We start from the raw sequence: 19,630 nt of genomic DNA on the forward strand, positions 1-19,630 counted from the left end.
TTGATGTTAGAGGGTATTGGAAAAGCCCCGTCCACAAAACAATCCGTGGTGTTCCGCGCAATCCGAGTCATCCGCGTTTCATTCCATTGTTACTATTGAGTTACTACAGAGTACCAAAATACCGGTCGCCGGCGTCGCCGAGGCCGGGGACGATAAAAGCATCGTCATTTAGCTTCTCATCGATCGCGGCGGTTATGATGGGTACATCCGGGTGGTCATCGTGAATACGCTTTATTCCCTCGGGCGCTGAGATCAGAGAGACAAACCGAATATTATCCGCGCCGTTTTCTTTCAGGAAATTGATGGCATGAGAGCCCGTTCCCCCGGTTGCCAGCATCGGATCGACTACCAATGTGTACGCGCCAGTCAGTCCACCTGGAAAATTATGGTAGTAGTTGACCGGCTCATGCGTTTCTTCATCCCGGTACACCCCAATATGTCCCACTTTGGCATCCGGCATGAAGCTAATAATTCCATCCACTAAACTAAGTCCTGCACGGAGGATCGGGATCACAAATACCTCAGCAGATGGTTTATAACCCGTCGTTTTCTGAATAGGTGTTTCTACCTCAGTTTCCCGCAGCGGCAGATTCTCGAGGGCTCGGTAAGCCAGCACGGTTCCGATCGTTCCCATCGCCCTACGGAAAGGTGCAGTTTCTGTGTTTTTATCCCGAAGGATACTCAGATATCTTTTTACGACCGGATGTTGAACTTCAATGACTTCTTTCATGATATGAATGAGGAATTAAGCGTTATCGGCATCCCAGGTTTCCATTTTGTCAAAATATTTCTTGCTGGCCACAGCTACAGATCCTGAAAGGGCAAACAAGGCAATGATATTCGGGAAGGTCATCAGACCAAGCGCGATATCACCAATGGCCCAGACGGTGGCAAGCGGGAATATAGCCCCAAAGAAATGCATGATGAGGTACACCACTTTATAGGGCAGGATGGCATTATCGCCAGCTAAATACTGTATCGCCCGATCTCCATAATAACTCCAGCTGATAGCGGTGGACACACCAAATAAGAGCACACAAATGGTGACAATGTGTTTCCCCCAGGGTATGAGAGGGGCGAGTCCTTTTTCATAAGCCAGTGATGTAAGAGGGGCACCATTTTCGATAATACTTGTATAGACAGTGGCTACAGCAGTTCCGCTTTCATCGGTGAAGACGCCCGTTTCGATATTCAAAGTACCTGAGAAAGGAGTTTGTTTTCCGGTTTCTTCATAAAATTCACCTGTTTCAAAATCATTTCGAAGTACGGTTCCATTTACAGGAACTCCATCTTCTATGATTAGCGTGTTGCTGCCATCCGTAATCTCAACGGTGTTGTTGCTGTTCTGTGGCTCATAAACCATCTCGTGGCGCTCTTGCCAAACATTCGTACTTACGATCACAAGACCCGTCATAGTACAAACTACGATCGTGTCAATAAAAGGCTCCAGCAGTGCAACCACACCTTCACGAACCGGCTCTTCCGTTTTGGCAGCACCGTGAGCAATGGGGGCAGAACCCTGACCTGCTTCATTCGAAAAGAGACCTCGCTTGATTCCCCAAACCAGAGTGGTTAGAAAGATTCCGGAACCCACACCAAATAATCCGGCTTCAGGGGTAAAAGCCGTTACAAAAATAGTTTGAAAAGAGGGCAGAATGGATCCGGGATTCATGATCAATATGACCAAAGCGCCCAAAATATAGATGACGGCCATAAGCGGCATGAGTCGGGCCGTAACCTGACCAATTCGCTTGATTCCACCCACAATGACCACACCAACAAACCCAGCGGTGACCAATCCAGAGATCCAGCTTGGGATTTGGAACGAGCTGTACATGGTGTCAGCTACAGTGTTAGCTTGGACGGCATTACCAGTAAGGAAGGAACAAATTACTGCCATTGAGGCAAAAAAGACGGCCAGCCATTTCCAGTTGGGACCGAGTCCTTTTTCAATATAATACATAGGTCCACCTGAGACGGAGCCATCTGCATTCTGGATTCGGTGTTTAACGGCGAGCGTACATTCGGTGTACTTGATAGCCATTCCGAAAAAGGCAGTTACCCACATCCAGAAAAGTGCACCGGGACCTCCATAATGTATAGCGATTGCAACACCAGCAATATTACCAATTCCTACGGTGGCTGAGAGAGCGGTTGTTAAAGCCTGAAAGTGATTTACATCTCCGGTGTCATCAGGGTTGTCGTAAATACCCATTACTGATTTGACACCATGTGCAAAGCGACGAATTTGTACAAAACCAAGCCTCAAGGTGATAAATATTCCAAATCCCAGTAGCACAACCACCATAATTGGAAATTGTTCTGGTGTAGACCAAACGAGGTTGTTCAGCCAGTTAACGACATTCTCAAATACTTCCATGAATCAATTTTTTAGATTAAGGTAATGGATTGAAGCAGGAAGAAAGTAAAAAACATTTGGGAATAATAAGAATTACAATGCAGGAAGTTGTTTTTCGGAGTGTGGATAAAAATAACCGTGCCTGGAAGAAAGAACTCATTAATATCTGTCTCATAGGTTGGTGTGAAGCGAAAGTTTAAAAAAGGAATAAGGGGGATTCGAAAGGAGCGACCATTTAAGGAGTTGATACAAAGGAAAATAAATGCTTGCAACATTATTCAGATAGGGGTCATGGTATAATTAATGGTTTAAAAAAGAGGAGTAAAAAAAATAAGTGCGGGTGAAGCTCCAATTTTCAATATAAATTGAAAATTTTGTAAAAGCCTGCGTTGCAACCGTATAAATTTAAAATACAGTGAACGATTTTATAAATGCGTTGTTTTTATGATAGTATTTCTGAAACTCTCAAATCATTAAGTAAAAAATAGATTCATGACAAAAGCTGACATTGTAGATGTAATATCATCATCAGTTGGGCTAACAAAAGTTGAAACTGAGGCAGTAGTAAACGGGTTCATGGAAACAGTTATTGACGCCATGAAAAGAGGCGAAAATATTGAGCTCCGTGGGTTTGGAAGTTTTAAAGTTGTCAAAAGAGCTCAGCGGGTGGCCCGAAACCCCAAAACAAATGAAGAAGTAATTGTGCCTGAGCAGTTTGTGCCGGTGCTAAAGATGTCTAAAGATTTCAAAGAAGCTGTGAATGAGTCACAGATGGCTGAAAAATGATTTAGAAAACGGAGCAATTCTTCTTATTTTTATTTCCGTTTTAACAACACTAATTTATTTTAAAACACAGTAGGTGAGTATTTATGCCGAGTGGTAAGAAAAGAAAGCGCTCAAAAATTGCGAAGCACAAACGTAAAAAGCGACTGAGAAAAAACAGGCACAAGAAAAAAAAATAAATTTCTTCATTAAGAATTTAGGCTCCGAATTTTGGAGCCTTTTTTATGGGTTGGATTTTTTCCTTCTGGACATCTTTACTTTAGGGCTGAAGTAGCTAAGGGATAATGTTTGGTATGTTTATACCATGATTTTAATTTTTTTAGGAGCTCTGCATGGTTGCCTCCATTGAAGCGCTATTCACACTCCTTTAAAAACCAGTAAAATTTTCTGCTTTAATGCCGTTAATTTTGCGCATATGACGCTTGCCTCGGCTTCCGCTTCTCCAGATAATTCATAGCTCGGTAGTTTACTTCCAATGAATTGACGTAGTCTCATAAAAAACCGCATAGCGGTGTTACTTGAACACCGATCAACTCCGAGGCTGCACAGGACGTTGTTCCTGCTACAAAATGTTCTATCAGCCGGCTTTGTTTGTGTGGGCTAAATTGACTTTTGCGTTCAAACATAGTAACTAATTTAGTACCTTATTCAGGTCTTAGCTACTTCAGCCCTCATTACTTTTTTTAATTCATAAATCTGCTAGCATACATAGGTTCACAGAACGTAGGCAATTTCTAGGAACTTTCATGCAACTCCGAAAGATTTATGGTATCAGCTGCTGATAAGTCACCTAACTTTGATGCATATTTGCTTAATATTTATGAAATTGATTATGCTATGCTTCTTGAGTAGAAGATGAGAAGTGCTTACTACTTCAAAATCTATCCTATAAGAATACCGGTTAAAACATTGATTATAAAAAAGCCGGACAAGTTTTAACCCGCCAAATGACACTCATTAAGTAATTTTAAATTTATTAAAGCTAAATCTTAAATGAGGAAGCCATTTAAGATTTAGCATTCAACACTTAACATTGTTTACTATGAAAACACTGATCTATATCTCTCTTACTATTGTTTTTGTGCTTTTACTTTCAAATTATTTGTTGGCTCAACCGAGTTTACCAACGTCCCCTGATCAAGCCCCGATAGATGGCGGACTTAGTTTACTTGCTGCCGCAGGTGGTGGATATGCGATCAAAAAACTTCGCGATCGCAAAAAAGCTGAGGCGGAAGCAATGGACGAAGTGGATGTGTAGGTATTAGCGGTCATACTTCAGCTTTCAGTATTTGAATTTGGGGTGATGTGTTGGGGTAAAGATGAGATTTTGGATGTGAGAAATGAATGTTGGGTTATTCTGGGGTTTGCTTTTCTTTTTAAGTTTTGTTTGATGTAATTTTGAATTGAGGCAGTGGTCCTGAGTGCTACAAAATTGATCAAATGTGCTCTATAACCTAACTCAGGTTTATACTATTTTTGTTCTGCTCAGAGTGACAAACAAATAAAATCTTTAAACTTCTTTTCAAATGAAAATAGCTCTCATCCAGCAATCCTGTTCCGATGATAAAAATCAAAATGTAGAACGCGGTCTCAAAGCTGCGAAAGAAGCTGCGGAATCTGGAGCCAAGATCATTTGCTTTGCGGAGTTGGCATTCGAGCCTTTCTATCCCCAATACCAAAATCCAGATCAACCTGAAAAGAAAGCAGAAACAATTCCCAGCCCCATCACGGATGCATTTTCTGAAATTGCCAAAGAATATGAGGTGGTTATCGTATTGAATTTGTATGAAAAAGACGGGGATAATTTATACGATAGCTCCCCGGTTATAAATACCGATGGAAGTATTTTGGGGACTACCCGAATGGTTCATATAACCGATTATGCCTGTTTCTATGAACAGGATTATTATACACAGGGAAATACAGGTGCTCCGGTCTACAATACGCCATTTGGGAAAGTAGGAGTGGCTATCTGCTACGACAGGCATTACCCGGAATATATGCGGGCTTTAGCCATTGCCGGCGCTGAGATCGTGTTTATACCCCAGGCAGGTTCTGTGGGGGAGTGGCCGGAAGGCTTGTATGAAGCCGAAGTAAGAACGGCCGCCTTTCAAAACGGATATTTTACGGCTTTATGTAATCGGGTGGGAGAGGAACCGAGACTGACTTTTGCGGGGGAATCGTTTGTTTGTAATCCTGAAGGCGAGGTTATAGCCAAGGCAGGAACAGGAAACGAGGAAATTCTCGATTGTGACGTTGACCTTGAAGCGGTAGAAACCTCTCATGCCAAACGGTTGTTTCTACGAGATCGCCGGCCGGAGTTGTATAAGGATTGGATAGAATAATTTAATATCAGCTAAGGAATAGATTGCGGATAACACGGGTTATCAGGATAGTCGCGGAATTTGGCTTTTATCATACCATTGATAATTGATTGCTGGAATTGAATCTCTTTGTTCTTTTGTGCCGACAAAAGAACCAAAAGCTCCCGGCTGCGAAAAAAGAGCTAAAGCTGCCTTCATTCCACTAAAAGAAATCAATGCTCCATAACTGGGCTTGCCTGTAGTTTTAGTACCTTGCGGTTTGATTTCTTTCTTAAAGCTCCATTTCGGCACCTTCTTTACGCTCTTTTTTCTAAGGCCGAATACATTAATCTATATTCAATTATATCCGAGTTCATCCGCAGCATCCGCCTCATCTGCGGTCCATTCGGTGGGCTGCTAAGGAATATAATACAGATAACACGGATTGGGCAGATGATCGTAGGAAGGGCAAGATCATCTGTTGATTCAGTTTTTATAAGTACTCGAGTTTCTCACTAATTATGATTACTATTTAATTAGTAATTAATTAACCTATTATGATGAGAAAACTTTCAGTTGCACTAATTTTGTTACTCACATTTCTTTTATTCTCTTGTTCATCGGAAGAAAAAACGGGGAGCCAGAATGGTTTCAATTATCCTAAAGAAAATAGTTTAGAGGAGGTTGATGCAATTTTGGACATAGATGAGAATCAGTTTTTAGCAAGGCCGGCTTTTGTTGTTCCAATGTCGGATGGCTCATTTGTCATTGCAGATGGTCAAACTCTGCGTCTTCATCATTTTGACTCATCAAATACATTTATTGCAAGTTACGGTGGGGAAGGTCGCGGTCCGGGCGAGTTTGAAGGCATTTCAGATTTTATTTTGAAAAACGACACTCTGAAAATTGTGGATGGAAGGAGTTCTCGAATTACAAGCTATGTGCTTGAAGAGGGAAGCCTAAACCGTGTATCAATCTCTGATTTTGAATACGTGATGCTGCCGGATCATCCGGCTGCAATGCTGAGGAGCTTTGTAACCAATGAAAATGATACTTATTCAGCGATTTACTTGTACTTTGGTATGATGTCTCAGGCTAATCCAAGACCATTGGAATTGATTATAGTGCCTTATTCAGCAGCTTTTAAAAGAGATACAACTTTTAGTGAAACTTCACTTACCTATAGTTATGAGTTCACCGAAGATAGATATGTTATTAATGTTCCCTTCTATGAGCGCGGATATTATGCTGAGCTGGATGGGTATGTAGTTCATGGGCTTAATAATGAACCATCAATTCAACTTTATGGTAGGTCCGGTGAGGTTGAACAGGTAATTAATCTTCCCGATACACGAAGAATTCTATCGGCAGAAGAAAAAGAATCAATTCATGATGAAAGATATAAGAATGCTGAAGATCCAAATCGTTTTAAGAGTATGGTGCTCTCAAATATGCCAGATCAAAGGCCGGTGATAAGAAATATAAAAGCGGACGTTGACAATAGAATATGGGTGAAGATTTTCCCGGAAGAGGACATGACTTCAGATTGGCTGGTGTTTAATCTTGATGGCGAAGCTATAGCAAGGCTAAGTTTACCCGAAGGGCATGCCTTCCAAAATGCAAAAGGAGACCGTGTTTTTCTTCAACGAGAAACAGAGAACGGTCCGGAAATTGTTATTTCAGAATGGAACTAAGATTCTAATAACCTCAGTCTGTACAATTTGTAAGTAATGAATAGAACCCCGACACTAAGGTGTACGGGACAGGAACGGATTACACGGATTGGGCGGATAGTCGCGGAATTTGGCTTTTATTATGCCTTAGATAAATTATTGCCAGTATTTAATTTCTTGGTTCTTTTGTACCGACAAAAGAACCAAAAACTCCCGACTACGAAAAAAGAGCTAAAGCTGACTCCATTCCGCTAAAATAAATCAATGCTCCATTTCAAGGCTTACTTGTAATTCAGGTGCCATGCGGTATGATTTATTTCTTAACGCTTCATTCCATCACCTTCTTTACGCTCTTTTTTCTAAGGCCGAATTCAATGATCTATATCGAGTTACCATCTGCAGTATCTGCGTCACCTGCGCCTGTCCCGTACACCTTAGTGTCGGGGTTCCATTCTGTAATTGAAAAAGCAAAAAACCCTCGATATTCAATATTCCGCTATTCAATATTGAATATTCGATGAGGCTGTTTATCTTCTCATGAAAACAAGCCCGAAATTCATCATGCCCGAAACTATTAAAGAAGTACAACTTCGCACCAAAGGAATTTTACCGGTTCAGAAATTGAAAATGCTCCATAAACTGGGGATCATAAAAGCCAATCCGGATTACCCGATCGAAGAAAATCAATTTCAGCCCAATTCCATTGATCTGAGATTAGGAACCAAAGCCTACCGAGTACGATGCAGTTTCCTGCCCGAAAATGATACGGTTCATGATAAAATTGATCAGCTGGAACAGTATTCTTTTTCAATCAAAGATGGGGCTGTGCTGGAGCAAAATTGTGTGTACATCATTCCACTACTGGAAAGCCTGGAGTTGCCGCCTTCCAATCACACCGTGCAAAAAGGCTTGTTTAATGGAGATGCGGAAGAAACAGAAGTCAACCTTGGGACTGAAGAAAATTTATCGGCCAAAGCCAATCCCAAAAGTTCTACGGGTCGGCTGGATGTATTTACCCGGGTCATTACAGACTACTCTCATCGTTTCGAGGAAATCAATCCCGGTTATAAAGGGAAATTGTATCTTGAAGTGGTTCCCAAATCATTTTCCATAAAAGTGAAAACAGGTCAAAGACTAAATCAATTGCGGGTGCGACATGGATTTGAGGTGCTCAAAGATCAGGATTTATTGCGCGTTCATGGGGCCGATCCGCTGCTTTTCAATGAAGACCGAAAACCGGTATCCATGGAAAAGATTAAGGTAAATCAAGGGTTGTTTATGAGTGTAAATCTGAAAGGAGGAGAGGGGGAAATCATTGGCTATAAAGCCAAAAAACATAACAATTATATTGATCTCGAAAATATTGGCCATTATGAGGTGGACGAATTCTGGGAACCCATATACGCTCAGCATAAAGACCGCCTCATTTTAGAACCGGAAGCCTTTTATATTTTTGCTTCCAAAGAGCGCATTCGGGTGCCGGCTCATCTTGCCTGTGAAATGATTGCTTACGATACCGGTTCCGGAGAACTAAGAACGCACTATGCCGGCTTTTTTGACAGCGGTTTTGGCGGATCTATTGAAGACAAAGGAGCCCGTGCCGTGCTGGAAGTCCGTTCGCATGATGTGCCTTTTATGATCGAAGATGGGCAAACGATGTTCAGCATGCAGTTCGAACCCAATGCCGAGCGTCCCGATTTTGTATATGGCGATGAAATTGAAAGCAATTACCAGGGACAAGATCTGAAACTGGGCAAACACTTTAAGCAACCATGAGTCGATATTTGGTTAGCAAATGTATTTGTCACGACAGGGATTTTGAGGAGATCAAAGAATATGCAGAACAGCAGGGTTTCACCTCGGTAGAAGAACTTCAATCCGAAAAATATTGCAGTTGCAGCTGCGGACTTTGTATCCCTTATGTAGAAATGATGCTGAAAACCGGAGAAACCGAATTCGAACCCGGCGCTTTCTATAAAAATACTGAATCAAAATGAAGAAGGTACGTTATGAAGATTAAATTTTGCGTGCTTTGCGAACCCTCTTCGTACTCTGCGGTTAACAACACAAGCTGATCTATGGACAACATATTCTACACCCACCCCCAAAATATTATCGGCAACAAATTAGAGCTTGTTGATCAGGAAGCTCGTCATGCCAGTAAAGTATTACGTTTTGATGTCGGTGACGAACTCTATGCTGCTGATGGAAGAGGAAATGTATATCAAACGGAGATCATCTCAATCACTAAAAAATCGCTCTTCGCTGAAATCAAGAACACGGAATCAGTAGCTGAACCTGAGATCAAGAAAGTCTTAGCCTTCGGAGCCATTAAAAAAAGAGACCGACTGGAGTTTGCTGTTGAGAAAGCTGTGGAGCTGGGGGCCTGGGAAATATGCGTATTCAATGCCGATCACTCCGAGCGATCAAAGATTAATGAAGACCGGTTGCAATCGATAGCACTGAGTGCTTTTAAGCAATCCAAGAGAAAATGGTTACCTGAAGTAAAGGTGATGGCTTCAATGGAAAAGGTTTTGGAACAATACCCTGAACATCACCTTATCGTGGCTCATGTTCAGGCAGAAATTAACAGACCAAGCCCATTATCAAACGATCAGAATTTGATGCTTATAGGTCCTGAAGGTGGATTCTCGGAGCGAGAGTTAGAGTTGGTGAATCAGAGAAAATCTGAGTTTATGTCATTAGGAGAAAACAGGTTGAGAGCAGAAACAGCAGTCATATCTATGCTTTCTCAATATTTATTTGAAAGCTGATAAACCTTACATCCCCTCAATATAATCCCCGAACTTCCATTCTGATTTAAAATCAGGGTTGAGATTTTGTTCGGTTATTAAAGCCTTTACCATAGCTACCGGAATGCTGTTGTTTTGCAGGATGGTATCATGGAATTCTTTTTCAGTCATTTGACCTGAATCAACCAATTCCATTCGCAGGGAATAAAATTGCATGGCACCTACCATATACGCCATTTGGTAAAGCGGACCATAATTGCCTTCAAACGAACGACGAACTTCGGCTTCGGCATTGGCATACTCATGACCAACCTTATCCACTAAATAATCAATGCACTGCTGTGGGGTCCAGTTGCCAAGGTGATAATTCAACGAAAAGACGATGCGGGCGGCACGGTGCATTCTCCAGTACAGCATTCCAATTTTGTCTTCCGGATTGTTAGGGAAGTCTTTTCCCCAAAGTACAAATTCCCAATACAGTGCCCAGCCTTCCGTCCAGAAAGGGGTGCCGAACATGCGTCGGTGTGTCTCATATCGCTGATTCATAAACTGTTGCAAATGATGTCCGGGAATCAGTTCATGGTGAACCACTGCTTTCGAAAAATGAGGGTTATTCCCTCGCATACTCATCATTTTCTCTTCTTGAGACATGGTATTGGTAGGATATGCAATTCGAACGGTTTCACCCCCTAAAAAGAACGGGGCAATTTTTTGCCACTCAGGACTTAACATCACCATTCGCCAAGTTTCTTTCGCGAGATCAGGGATGGTCACCAAATCACGTTGTTCCAAGAAAGTAACGGCTTCTTCAGCCAGATCTTTAACCAAAGGTGGTTGCTCTCCGGCAGGGACGTGGGTAGTCTTAACATATTCGAGGGCTTCCTTCCAGTTGTCGCCATAACCCAATTCACGGGAAGCCTTCAGCATTTCATTGTACGTCCATTCGTACTGCTCATTGGCGATGTCAATTAATTCCTGGGGCGAGTAGGAGATCATTTCAAACTCAAGCAGACGTATAATTTCATCATTGCCGATGGGGTTACCTACGATGCCACTTTCATCCACAGATTCTTCTTCACCGTCAAAATGGGCCTGAGCCATTTCTGCATATTCTTCGAGAGAGGAATTCAGAGTCTTAAAAGGCTCTTCAACCCACCAAGTGAAATCAGGGTCGTAGCCGTAATAAAAACCATAGGCTTCTTCGACAGCATCCTTTAATTCTTCAATGGAATCGGCCAGGTAGGCGGCATCTCTTTTACTCAAAAGTCCATAGGCTTCCAACTCTTCTTTCTTGGTGTGCACTGCTGAATTCCAATCGTTGAACCAAGAAGCAACTACTTTTCCGTCCATGGAATCACCAACTCTGCGCTGATTGATAAAGCTCATGATTTCTGAAGTGGCAGGTAGAAACTGGTCAATGGCATTATATCGATCCCGATCAGCATCCAGGAAATAAGCAGAGCGCTGAAGCTCATTTTTAAACAGCAGGTAATCTACTTGCTGAGAATGAGGCAATTCAGAAAAGTTTAGCTCATCCAACTCTTGAAGCCAGGTAACATAGAATCGATCAAAGCGATCAAAATATTCCTCGGAAGGCTGAACGGGATACTTGCGATCAAGAGCTCCATAGTCGGCCCGGTAGGTGGTAATCATGTCAGCAATAGATTGAGCTGATACAGAAAATGTTAACAGCGAAAAAATCAGGATGGTAAAGAATGAGCGCATATCAGTTTATTGATTAATGGACAAGGCTATAAAAAGCATTTTTTAGCAGAATTGGTATAGGGAAATTGTAAAGGATTATTTGAATAAAAGTGAAAGGCCACATAGGCCCTAAGTAATAAGATTCCAAAAACCGAAAATCACATTACCCAAAAACTCCTTAGTGATTCTTTGTGACCTTGTACCTTAGTGGCAAGGGAGAAGTAGTTATAGAGTAAGAAGCTTAGATTTCAAAAGAACTCACAACAATAAGTTCAAGCATTAGAATCTCAGTAATCCAAAAATCCTTCTAATCACGGTTCAAAAAACAAAAAATATATACTCAACCTTCTGCACCATAAGTAATGAGATTTTTAGGATGGAATGATTTAGAAAAACCATTTCAATGGTCTCGATAAAGGCTTATCTTTAGAATTCCGAAAAATTTAGAATCCAAAGCACAATTAATGCATTCCTACAATCCGGATAAAATCGAGTCGAAATGGCAAAAGCACTGGCTCGCAAATAAAACCTTCAAAACGCCCACCGATACTGATAAACCCAAATATTATGTGCTCGATATGTTTCCGTATCCCAGTGGGTCGGGATTGCATGTTGGTCACCCGGAAGGTTATACCGCCACGGATATCATCGCTCGCTACAAGCGTATGAATGGATTCAACGTGCTGCATCCAATAGGCTGGGATGCCTTTGGACTTCCTGCCGAACAATATGCCGTTAAAACCGGGACTCATCCCCGCATCACGACTGAAAAGAATGTGAATAAATTTCGTGAGCAGCTTCAGGCCATCGGTTTCAGTTATGACTGGGATCGTGAGGTAAACACTACCGACCCGGATTACTATAAGTGGACGCAATGGATTTTCCTTCAGTTGTATAAAAAGGGATTGGCCTATGAAGATGAAGTGGCCGTGAACTGGTGTCCTGAGTTGGGAACCGTATTGGCCAATGAGGAAGTTATTGACGGCAAAAGTGAAGTGGGCGGGTATCCCGTAATTCGCAAGCCTATGCGACAGTGGGTTTTAAAGATCACGGAATATGCCGAAGAGTTATTACAAGATTTGGAAGAACTGGACTGGCCTGAGTCGCTAAAGGAAATGCAGCGAAACTGGATTGGAAAGTCTATCGGGGCTGAGGTTGATTTTGAGATTGATTTATCAGAAAACATGCAGGCCTTTAAATCTCTTCAAGATGAAGAATTGCCCTTAAAAATTAAGGTTTTCACAACGCGACCAGATACTATTTTTGGGGCCACCTACATGGTTCTTGCTCCTGAGCATCATTTAGTGGAAAAAATTACCACGGATGAACAGCAGGAAGCTATTTCAAATTATAAAGAAGAAGCTGCCAAGAAATCAGACCTGGAGCGACAGGAACTTTCGAAAGAGAAAACCGGGGCATTCACCGGTGCATATGCCTTCAATCCGGCTAATGGGAAAAAGATTCCGATTTGGGTGGCTGATTATGTGTTGGCGAGTTACGGAACGGGGGCTATCATGGCGGTTCCCGGACAGGATGAGCGCGACTGGGAGTTTGCAGAGAAATTTGACCTGGAGATCGTTCGTACTGTAGAACCGCCTCAAGATTTTGAAGGGAAAGCATACACAGGGGAAGGTCCTGCGATAAACAGTGACTTCCTCAATGGGCTAAAAATCAAGGAAGCCAAGAAAAAAATTATAACCTGGCTGGAAGAGAAAGGGGCAGGGAAAAAGTCTGTAAACTATAAATTACGCGATTGGTTGTTTTCCCGTCAGCGTTACTGGGGTGAACCGTTTCCAATTATCCATGTGGATGGTGAACACAAGGCATTGCCCGAGTCTGAATTGCCGGTAACACTTCCCGAAGTAGACAAATATCAACCCACCGGAGATGGCGAGCCACCTTTGGCTAATGCCGAAGATTGGGTAAACACCACCGATCCCGAAACCGGAAAACCAGCCAAGCGTGAGACCAACACTATGCCGCAATGGGCGGGTTCCTGCTGGTATTACCTGCGTTATATCAGCCCGGAATTTGATGGAGGTCCTGTTGATCCTGATTACGAAAAATACTGGATGCCGGTTGATCTGTATGTGGGAGGAGCGGAACATGCCGTACTTCACTTGTTGTATGCCCGATTCTGGCACAAAGTACTTTATGATATTGGAGTCGTTTCCACCAAAGAACCATTTCAGAAACTGGTAAATCAGGGGATGATTTTGGGAGAAATGGAATATACCGATCCGGATGGGGAGAAGCTTTCCGACGATCAGGTTGAGAAAAGGGGAGAAGGTTTCGTAGTAAAAGGAACGGACACCAAAGTAGAAGCCCGGGCGCACAAAATGTCCAAGAGTCGCGGAAACGTGATTAACCCGGATAACATCATTGAACAGTATGGTGCCGACTCCCTGCGGTTGTACGAGATGTTTATGGGACCGTTGGAGCAGGTTAAACCCTGGAGCACCAAAGGGGTTGAAGGGGTGAACCGATTCCTGAATCGTGTTTGGCGTTTGTTGGTAGATGAAGATTCCGGTGAGATTTCTGACAAAGTGAAGGATATTGAAGCAACAAAGGAACACCTCAAACCTCTACACGAAGCGATCAAAAAAGTAACCGAAGATATTGAAGGACTTCGATTCAACACCGGAATTTCGGCCCTGATGATCTTTGTAAATGAAGCCAACAGTTGGAAAGAGATACCGCTTTCGGTAGCAAAGGAATTTGTGCAGATTCTGAATCCATTTGCACCGCATATCACCGAGGAAATGTGGAGAATGTTGGGTGAGGAAGAATCCATTGCTTATGCCAAATGGCCTGAGTTCAACGAAGAATACCTCAAAGCGGATGAAATAATGTATCCGATTCAAGTAAATGGAAAAATGCGTGGAGAGCTTTTTGTGGATGCTGACAAAGCTAAGGACAAAGAATATGTACTGGGCTTAGCCAAAGAAGAAGAAAACGTAGCCAAGTACCTGGAAGAAGGTGAATTAATAAAAGAAATCTTCGTGCCGGGTAAAATTGTGAATTTGGTGGTTAAGTAGAAGAGGTTGGTTTTTTACTTAGTCATTTTTTGCTTCAGGTCCATTTTCTCGTGTAAAATGCGGATGATTTCAACTTTTTGAGGCTCAAAAACCCGGTAGAAAATAATGTGTTTGATTACATTAAGACCGAACAAGCCATTTATAATAGATTCATAATTTTTTCCCAAAAGGGGATTATCAGCGGCATCTTGACATCCTTCCAGCAGTATGTGATAGTATTCATCAGCCTGTTCTTCATCCCATTCCTTAAAAGTATAAACCCAAATTTCTTTCAGATCCTGAACAGCCTTATTAGTTAAATGAAACTCAGCCATTCACTTTTATTTTGTTTTTTAATTCTTTCAGGTTTTTTTGAGGATTAAAATCATGAGCAATTCCGCTGTCAACGCCCTCCTGAATTGCTCTCTTTAAGACTTCTGCTTTGTTTTCTTCTTGTTCAAGCAGCCTAAGACCGGCACGCACAACCTCACTCACATTCTTATACCGACCATCCGAAACTTGTTTACGGATGAACTGTTCAAAATAATTTCCAAGTGATATAGATGTATTCTTACTCATAATGTTTTTCTTTTCTAATTACCAAAAATTGGTATAAAATTCAATTCCTGAAACGCTAATAGAATGCATAGATATTTGTAAGGTAGCTATGGAAAATATTTTGATAAATATATAACAGACCATCTTGGCATAAACTTTTTAAGTGGCACTGCTTTTGCTATTATATACGTATGAGGAATTTGAAATCTATACTCATTTTATTGCTGTTTTCTTTGTCATTTGGGCAAGGCCTGATGGGCTTTTCCGGTTCGATAACAAATCTCCCCGAAGCAGAAATTCAGCCAGTACATAAGAATGATTCTGAATCATTTCCTCGCTCTTCTGCTTATCTGTTGAATGTTTCGGCTCCGACCGAAACTATTATTCATCACTCAAACCGACTTTCACCACAATTTTCGGAAAGTCATTCTAATGAAGAGGAGTTTCGGTACAGGGCAGAGGAAGAAAAAGCAAAACAAAAGAGGAGAGCATGTTTAGTCAATGCAGAGATTATTAAAAGAAGCCTGACTTTTCGAGAACTTATTTACCCTCACCATTGCCATTTCTGAGGTTCCATCTTATCCGGTCATTTTGATATGACCACAGCCTCAAATATTTATTCCTTAGCAAGAGTGAGCATCATTAACTACAAAATTATACTACGATGGAAGTTGATTTATTTTCGATCATCGTCACGATTATAGCATTTTCATTTTTTGCTATTCCTATTGTGATTGATAAGATGAGAAACAAGAAATAGTAAGAATTATATAAAGAAGCACCCAAGAGGGTGCTTCTTTTTTGAATTAAACTTTTTTAGCAATATAAAATCCGCAGCTAATATACTTTTTGTATTTCTTATACATACGAATCTCAGCCTTTTCCATTTCCACTAAGTTTTTGGCCATTTCAGAGTGATTATGTTTATCGAGAAAGGCATTAAAACGTGCTTGCATGGGCTGGTAATAATTCTCAATCCAGCAACTCTCGGGTATGGCAAAATAGGCAAGCGGAGAATATCCGTCCTTTTCTAACTGTTTAATTTTATTAGAAGCCGTATCAATTTCAGGATATTCCTTGTTCCAGTGATCTTCAATTTCCTTAGGCTTGGATTCTGTTAGCCAAGTGATTTCACTAACTGCCAGGTAGCCACCGGGTTTTAGAAACTTCTTCCATTGTTTGATGCCTTCTTCGAACCCCATGAAATAAATAGCACCTTCTGACCAAATCACATCAAACTCATTTTCCTGAAGAGGGAGGTTCGCCATATCAGCTTTAAGTGTCTTGATTTTATGATCCAGTTCCAGCTCCTTTAATTTGGCTTCCAGTTTTTCCAGGAATTCAGGAAACAGGTCGACTGCTGTAATCTCTCCCTCAATATTTTCAGCGAGGGTAATGGTTTGAGCCCCGGTTCCACATCCAATATCTGCAATCTTTATAGGTTTGTTCTTTTTGCTTTGTATGAACCTTAATGCCTTTAAGGTTTCTTCAGAACTTCCCGGCCCTTGCCGGTCTGCTTCTTTGTGGAAGTCTATGAGCAATTCTATATCAGTCATATTTTAGAATATTAATCACAACGAATAAAGGATATAAAAAACGCTCCGACGCGGAGCATCGGAGCGAGTTAATAAGGTGGAATCGCGGATTAACCTGATTTCAGGATTACGCGTAATCTATTTTCTGTGTAATCATTTAATCCGCTTAATCTATGTTTAAAAATAATGACCTTTACCGCTCTTCAACCGGTACCCAATCAAGGCCTTTTTCGCCGACGTAAAGGGCACGTGGACGGATCAGACGGTTGTTAGCGGCCTGTTCCATAAAGTGGCCGGTCCAGCCGGATACACGGCTCATCGTAAAAATACAAGTGTATAAGTCAGGCTGAATTCCGATGGAGTAATAAACAGTAGCTGAAAAGAAATCTACGTTAGGATCGATGTCCTTCTCGCTTTTCATGGTGTTCAGCATATCCATAGACCATTCATATAATTGCTGATGTCCGGTTTCCTCGGAAAGATCTTTGGACATTTTCTGAAGCAATCGGGCACGAGGGTCAAAAGTTTTATACACACGGTGACCAAACCCGGAAATTTTTTCTTTGTTAGCTAATTTCTTCTTAGTGAATTCAACAGCATCTGCTGTATCTGGATCTTTATCCAGGTCAAGAAGGGTATTCATTACCGCTGTATTTGCACCACCGTGCAGAGGTCCTTTTAAGGCGCCAATAGCACCGGTTACTGCAGAAAACATATCAGATTGGGTGGCGCATATTGTTCGGCAGGTAAAGGTGGAGGCATTCATTCCGTGCTCGGCGTGCAGGATCAGGCAAAGATCCATAGTCTTCTCCGCCTGCTCACCGGGCTTTTCACCATTCAGCATGTAAAGGAAGTTGAAAGCGGTACTTTCTTCTTTCAGGGGAGATACAATTTCTTTACCGTGACGAACACGATCAAAAGCGGCAATGATGGTAGGAATTTTAGCTGTTATAGCAATAGCTTGTCCCTCGAAAAGAGTCTCATCAAATTTACCTTTGGTATCATCAAAATCGGCAAGCATTGAAACTGCAGTTCTGAGCACAGCCATAGGCTCGGCATTTTTATCCGTTGCTTTGATATAATCAAGTACGGCTTCAGGCAATTCCCGATTCTCGATTAGCAATTTCTTTAGACTATCCAATTCCTCTGCATTTGGGAGGCGATCATTCCATAGTAGAAAACAGACTTCTTCAAAAGTGGCGTTCTCAGCAAGGGTATCAATCAGATACCCTGAGTAGATTAGCTCACCTTTCTGTCCGTCAATAAAACTCTTGGTTGTAGAAAAAGCTACGATACCGTCAAGGCCTCTGTTAATGTGAGGATATTGTTGCTCGTCAAAGCCTGTGTGAATGCCTTCTGACATTTTTTCTCCAAATTTTTTGTTAATGATAAATTACTCGAAAAGAGCCAACTTAACGCTGTTAATGAATTTCAATTCCAAAGCGTTTGAAGCCGGTAAATGGTTTCCTGTTCTCTTGTTGAGAAGGGCACCGAATATACTAAAACCGATGCACAATTTTAAGTCAAATTCTTTAAAACAATAGTAATTAAATGAATTGGTTTGAAGAAATGATGAAGAATAATTAAACAGCGTATTATTCCATTTGTAACAAGTGAAAAATGCTAACGTAATTGTATTCAAACAAAACGATAGCTTCATGGATTCATACCAATTTGCTACAATAGGCCTCATTCATTTTCTGTTTGCTATATTGTCTATGGTATTGGGGGCAATGATAATTCTTTTGAAGAAAGGGGACAGAAAACACAAAATAATCGGGTATTGCTATGTTTTTTGCATGTTTGGGCTGAATATTTCTGCGCTGACCATTTATGATTTATTCGAATTTTTCGGACCCTTTCATGTTTTTGCACTGTTCAGTCTTGCAACGGTTATTGGAGGGTTTATTCCCGCTTTTTTGAAAAAGCCAGAAGATTCCTGGTTGGAGTATCACTACGAATTTATGAATTGGTCGGTGGTTGGGTTGTATGCAGCATTCTGGTCCGAAACCTTCATGAAGTTTTTCAGTTTTGTGGGAATGACAGGCTTTTGGTTGTTAGTTGGCAGTGCCACTGTTATCACAGTAGGAATTGGCGCGTATTTTATAAAAAAGAAAAAAGTGAAGATGCTCGGTAAGTATGAGCACTAATACTGGAAATTTCAGAAAAAAGATTTAGGTTTATTTAACTCTATCTAATCAGTTACTTTATCTGAAATCTGAAATCTGAAATCTGAAATCAATATACATTTCGGGAATGAAAAAACTTTTTGTCTTAGTTCTTGCAGTTCTATTTTCTTTCGATGCTCAGGCTCAACACCTGGAATCCATCACTGGAGGAATTTCATTTATCAGTAATCAAAATACCGATCTTAGATATGATGGGAGAATTCCTGGGATCGAGACAGGTGTTACTTTTCTAGTGGTTCCGGCGAAAGCAGAAAATGGTTTAGCTGTGATCGGTGAATCTAAACTCCGTTACTGGACGGAAGCCTTAAAAAGTGATCATTATTCTCAATTATACACATGTCAAGGTTGTTCAGTTAACGAGCAGGCTGCTATTTCTCTTACTACGGAAATAGGAGTAAGAAACCGAATCACTGTTTTCCATGATTTCTACTTCTCTTTTTTAACCGGGTTGAATTATGAGCTGAGATTCTTTAATGATCCTGATTTCACTTATCCTGAGAGAGAATATCGGGAATTCAATATTGGGGGATTGGCAAAGGTAAAAGTTTCATCCTTTCTGACCAACCGCGCAAAGGTATACCTGAGCTGGCAGTCTGCTTTTTATAAATTTCAAAATAATGACTTGCCTGATTGGTCAATGCCCACACTTTCAGCCGGATTTTCATACAGCCTGAATTGATTTAATCCTGTTTCTTTTCAGGGAACCAGAGGTTCCTGCAGGCATTCCGAACGGGATATTCGGAATGAGGCAAAAAA

Annotated in this window: 19 protein-coding genes; 11 read left to right on the top strand and 8 right to left on the bottom strand. The window is 41.3% G+C overall.

The genetic code is table 11. The annotated features are described in order from the left end of the window. Positions 1-103 precede the first annotated feature (103 nt). A complete protein-coding gene (gene upp / locus RI561_RS11690; protein ID WP_395080426.1) occupies positions 104-730 on the bottom strand; it encodes a uracil phosphoribosyltransferase in 627 nt (208 codons plus the stop codon). A 15-nt stretch (positions 731-745) separates the two neighbouring features. Then, positions 746-2,380 (bottom strand): alanine/glycine:cation symporter family protein, encoded by a 1,635-nt coding sequence (locus tag RI561_RS11695; RefSeq protein WP_395080427.1) that lies wholly within the window; start codon positions 2,378-2,380, stop codon positions 746-748. 471 nt (positions 2,381-2,851) lie between these two features. On the opposite strand from RI561_RS11695, the gene RI561_RS11700 reads away from it, so the two are divergent. The 3 genes from RI561_RS11700 (at position 2,852) to RI561_RS11710 (ending at position 5,487) form a co-directional block, all read left to right on the top strand. After that, positions 2,852-3,145: an HU family DNA-binding protein gene (locus RI561_RS11700; protein WP_395080428.1), complete on the top strand. Its 294-nt coding sequence runs from the start codon at positions 2,852-2,854 to the stop codon at positions 3,143-3,145. A 1,039-nt stretch (positions 3,146-4,184) separates the two neighbouring features. Then, positions 4,185-4,400, top strand: a complete 216-nt coding sequence (locus RI561_RS11705; protein ID WP_395080429.1) for a DUF3824 domain-containing protein — start codon at positions 4,185-4,187, stop codon at positions 4,398-4,400. A 268-nt stretch (positions 4,401-4,668) separates the two neighbouring features. Then, positions 4,669-5,487: a nitrilase-related carbon-nitrogen hydrolase gene (locus tag RI561_RS11710; RefSeq protein ID WP_395080430.1), complete on the top strand. Its 819-nt coding sequence runs from the start codon at positions 4,669-4,671 to the stop codon at positions 5,485-5,487. Positions 5,488-5,529: 42 nt separating this feature from the next. On the opposite strand, the gene RI561_RS11715 is transcribed toward RI561_RS11710, so the two are convergent. Continuing rightward, positions 5,530-5,757 (bottom strand): hypothetical protein, encoded by a 228-nt coding sequence (locus RI561_RS11715; RefSeq protein ID WP_395080431.1) that lies wholly within the window; start codon positions 5,755-5,757, stop codon positions 5,530-5,532. A gap of 245 nt (positions 5,758-6,002) precedes the next feature. Between RI561_RS11715 and RI561_RS11720 the strand changes: the two genes are divergently transcribed. The 4 genes from RI561_RS11720 to RI561_RS11735 all read left to right on the top strand — a co-directional run bounded on the left by RI561_RS11720 (position 6,003) and on the right by RI561_RS11735 (position 9,892). After that, the gene (locus RI561_RS11720; RefSeq protein ID WP_395080432.1) at positions 6,003-7,139 is read left to right on the top strand and encodes a 6-bladed beta-propeller; all 1,137 of its coding nucleotides are present in this window, start codon (positions 6,003-6,005) and stop codon (positions 7,137-7,139) included. Between the two features lie 540 nt (positions 7,140-7,679). Continuing rightward, a complete protein-coding gene (locus RI561_RS11725) occupies positions 7,680-8,894 on the top strand; it encodes a 2'-deoxycytidine 5'-triphosphate deaminase (protein WP_395080433.1) in 1,215 nt (404 codons plus the stop codon). Further along, complete coding sequence (locus RI561_RS11730) at positions 8,891-9,115, top strand: hypothetical protein (protein ID WP_395080434.1); 225 nt, start codon at positions 8,891-8,893, stop codon at positions 9,113-9,115. Before RI561_RS11725 ends, RI561_RS11730 begins: the two co-directional genes overlap by 4 nt. Before the next feature lie 81 nt (positions 9,116-9,196). After that, on the top strand, positions 9,197-9,892 hold the full coding sequence (locus tag RI561_RS11735) for an RsmE family RNA methyltransferase (RefSeq protein ID WP_395080435.1): 696 nt from the start codon (positions 9,197-9,199) through the stop codon (positions 9,890-9,892). Between the two features lie 6 nt (positions 9,893-9,898). Here RI561_RS11735 and RI561_RS11740 read toward each other — a convergent pair whose 3' ends face one another. Next, positions 9,899-11,596 carry a DUF885 family protein gene (locus RI561_RS11740; protein ID WP_395080436.1) on the bottom strand — a complete coding sequence of 566 codons (1,698 nt, stop codon included), beginning with the start codon at positions 11,594-11,596 and terminating at the stop codon, positions 9,899-9,901. A gap of 443 nt (positions 11,597-12,039) precedes the next feature. Here RI561_RS11740 and leuS point away from each other — a divergent pair, with 443 nt between their 5' ends. Continuing rightward, positions 12,040-14,613, top strand: coding sequence for a leucine--tRNA ligase (leuS, locus tag RI561_RS11745; RefSeq protein WP_395080437.1), 2,574 nt, complete (start codon positions 12,040-12,042; stop codon positions 14,611-14,613). 14 nt (positions 14,614-14,627) lie between these two features. Here leuS and RI561_RS11750 read toward each other — a convergent pair whose 3' ends face one another. After that, positions 14,628-14,927, bottom strand: coding sequence for a type II toxin-antitoxin system RelE/ParE family toxin (locus RI561_RS11750; RefSeq protein ID WP_395080438.1), 300 nt, complete (start codon positions 14,925-14,927; stop codon positions 14,628-14,630). After that, positions 14,920-15,171: a type II toxin-antitoxin system ParD family antitoxin gene (locus tag RI561_RS11755; protein ID WP_395080439.1), complete on the bottom strand. Its 252-nt coding sequence runs from the start codon at positions 15,169-15,171 to the stop codon at positions 14,920-14,922. Before RI561_RS11755 ends, RI561_RS11750 begins: the two co-directional genes overlap by 8 nt. 179 nt (positions 15,172-15,350) lie before the next feature. Between RI561_RS11755 and RI561_RS11760 the strand changes: the two genes are divergently transcribed. After that, positions 15,351-15,719, top strand: coding sequence for a hypothetical protein (locus RI561_RS11760; protein WP_395080440.1), 369 nt, complete (start codon positions 15,351-15,353; stop codon positions 15,717-15,719). A gap of 237 nt (positions 15,720-15,956) precedes the next feature. Here the strand turns inward: RI561_RS11760 and RI561_RS11765 are convergent, their stop codons facing one another. Then, positions 15,957-16,706, bottom strand: a complete 750-nt coding sequence (locus RI561_RS11765; RefSeq protein WP_395080441.1) for a class I SAM-dependent methyltransferase — start codon at positions 16,704-16,706, stop codon at positions 15,957-15,959. Between the two features lie 172 nt (positions 16,707-16,878). Continuing rightward, entirely contained in the window at positions 16,879-18,048 is a 1,170-nt protein-coding gene (locus RI561_RS11770) for a citrate/2-methylcitrate synthase (RefSeq protein WP_395080442.1), read from the bottom strand. A gap of 295 nt (positions 18,049-18,343) precedes the next feature. Between RI561_RS11770 and RI561_RS11775 the strand changes: the two genes are divergently transcribed. Further along, positions 18,344-18,835, top strand: a complete 492-nt coding sequence (locus RI561_RS11775) for a DUF2306 domain-containing protein (RefSeq protein WP_395080443.1) — start codon at positions 18,344-18,346, stop codon at positions 18,833-18,835. A 106-nt stretch (positions 18,836-18,941) separates the two neighbouring features. Next, complete coding sequence (locus tag RI561_RS11780; RefSeq protein ID WP_395080444.1) at positions 18,942-19,553, top strand: hypothetical protein; 612 nt, start codon at positions 18,942-18,944, stop codon at positions 19,551-19,553. The last annotated feature ends 77 nt before the right edge of the window (positions 19,554-19,630 follow it).

Source organism: Gracilimonas sp. (assembly GCF_031581265.1).
Classification (GTDB): Bacteria; Bacteroidota; Rhodothermia; order Balneolales; family Balneolaceae; genus Gracilimonas.

Coding starts and splice junctions, on each gene's coding strand:
- RI561_RS11750 (WP_395080438.1), bottom strand. CDS start 14,927: ATGGCTGAGTTTCATTTAACTAATAAGGCTGTTCAGGATCTGAAAGAA.
- RI561_RS11755 (WP_395080439.1), bottom strand. CDS start 15,171: ATGAGTAAGAATACATCTATATCACTTGGAAATTATTTTGAACAGTTC.
- RI561_RS11780 (WP_395080444.1), top strand. CDS start 18,942: ATGAAAAAACTTTTTGTCTTAGTTCTTGCAGTTCTATTTTCTTTCGAT.
- RI561_RS11740 (WP_395080436.1), bottom strand. CDS start 11,596: ATGCGCTCATTCTTTACCATCCTGATTTTTTCGCTGTTAACATTTTCT.
- RI561_RS11775 (WP_395080443.1), top strand. CDS start 18,344: ATGGATTCATACCAATTTGCTACAATAGGCCTCATTCATTTTCTGTTT.
- leuS (WP_395080437.1), top strand. CDS start 12,040: ATGCATTCCTACAATCCGGATAAAATCGAGTCGAAATGGCAAAAGCAC.
- RI561_RS11720 (WP_395080432.1), top strand. CDS start 6,003: ATGATGAGAAAACTTTCAGTTGCACTAATTTTGTTACTCACATTTCTT.
- upp (WP_395080426.1), bottom strand. CDS start 730: ATGAAAGAAGTCATTGAAGTTCAACATCCGGTCGTAAAAAGATATCTG.
- RI561_RS11735 (WP_395080435.1), top strand. CDS start 9,197: ATGGACAACATATTCTACACCCACCCCCAAAATATTATCGGCAACAAA.
- RI561_RS11695 (WP_395080427.1), bottom strand. CDS start 2,380: ATGGAAGTATTTGAGAATGTCGTTAACTGGCTGAACAACCTCGTTTGG.
- RI561_RS11770 (WP_395080442.1), bottom strand. CDS start 18,048: ATGTCAGAAGGCATTCACACAGGCTTTGACGAGCAACAATATCCTCAC.
- RI561_RS11705 (WP_395080429.1), top strand. CDS start 4,185: ATGAAAACACTGATCTATATCTCTCTTACTATTGTTTTTGTGCTTTTA.
- RI561_RS11730 (WP_395080434.1), top strand. CDS start 8,891: ATGAGTCGATATTTGGTTAGCAAATGTATTTGTCACGACAGGGATTTT.
- RI561_RS11725 (WP_395080433.1), top strand. CDS start 7,680: ATGCCCGAAACTATTAAAGAAGTACAACTTCGCACCAAAGGAATTTTA.
- RI561_RS11710 (WP_395080430.1), top strand. CDS start 4,669: ATGAAAATAGCTCTCATCCAGCAATCCTGTTCCGATGATAAAAATCAA.
- RI561_RS11700 (WP_395080428.1), top strand. CDS start 2,852: ATGACAAAAGCTGACATTGTAGATGTAATATCATCATCAGTTGGGCTA.
- RI561_RS11765 (WP_395080441.1), bottom strand. CDS start 16,706: ATGACTGATATAGAATTGCTCATAGACTTCCACAAAGAAGCAGACCGG.